The sequence below is a fragment of the Pluralibacter gergoviae ATCC 33028 = NBRC 105706 genome (assembly GCF_001598855.1).
GTDB classification, from domain to species: domain Bacteria; phylum Pseudomonadota; class Gammaproteobacteria; order Enterobacterales; family Enterobacteriaceae; genus Pluralibacter; species Pluralibacter gergoviae.
The window spans coordinates 1-1,108 of sequence record NZ_BCZS01000089.1; the positions used below are offsets into that span (position 1 = coordinate 1).

1 protein-coding gene is annotated in these 1,108 nt (G+C 72.3%); it reads right to left on the minus strand.

What is annotated here, in order from left to right; translation table 11 throughout:
• Positions 1-1,108: VasL domain-containing protein (locus ENGE1_RS26215; protein ID WP_064360894.1), on the minus strand; the 1,108-nt coding region annotated here is incomplete at both ends.

Genomic DNA, 1,108 nt, shown 5'->3' on the forward strand with positions numbered 1-1,108 from the left:
ATCAGCGCATAGCGGTTCAGCAGCTGATTCAGGTACAAGTCCGTCTGCGCCACCTGCGCGGCGGGCAGCGGCTCTCCCGCCGGCGTCCGGCTCAGCTGATAGAGCCGCGCCTCCACCGGCGCGCTGCGCTCAAAATCCTGGGTGATGGCAAACACCATCGACTTCAGCTCCGAGCCGGTCAGGTATTTTCCCTTACGCTCGTCCAGGGCGTTGAGCCGGCGGGTCAGGTCCTGCAGGCCCGCCATTCCCTGCTGCCAGCCCGCCAGCACCTCCTCCGGCAGGGCCCCGGCGCTGATGTGCTGCCGCCACTGCGCCTTCAGCCTTTCGGCCTCCTGCGCCGGCGCGCCGGCGGCCAGCGTGAAGCCGTAATTCTGCAGCCACAGCGGCGACTGCCGCGCCAGCGCGTCCAGCGCGGCGGGGCTTGCCGCCTCCGGCAGCGGCGCGGCAGCCGGGTGCAGCTTCTGCCAGCCCCACAGCGCGGCGCCGCCCGCGACCAGCATCGTCAGCATCCCGGCCAGAAAAGGCCTGACGGCGCGGCGGGAGGCGGCGGGCGCGACTGTTGCGGGCTCGTCCGCAGCGGCGGCCTGCGCCTCCTGCCCGGTCTCAGCGGTGTCTCCGCGAACGTCCGGCACCACATATATCCGCGGCGCCGCTGCCTCAGGCGGCGCTAGCTGCGGCGTCGCCGACAGCACCACCGCCGGGGTCGCCTCGCCGTCGCCCTCCATCTTCTCCAGCCTGACGGAGGCGTTGTGCATAAATTCCACCAGCGGCGCCAGCCGGCTGGCGTTCTTCAGCTCCAGGCGCGCCAGCGCGTCGAGAATGGCGGCCAGCTGCCGCTCCGCCTCATAGACCTGCGGCAGGTCGGCGTAGCCCGGCGTCAGGGTGCGCAGCGCCGCCTGCAGACGCTGGCTGAGGCCGGAGAGTATCTCCATCCGGGCGTGGACCGGCTGCGGCCACAGGGCGCCCCACTGGCGGACTATCAGCGCCGCCAGCAGGGCCAGGCCCTCGTTCAGGCCGCCCAGTCCCGCCTGACGCGTGCGGGCCAGGGTGTACCAGGCGGCGGTCTGCAGCTCGACGCCGTTGCGGTCGAACAGCGCCAGGCAGAGCC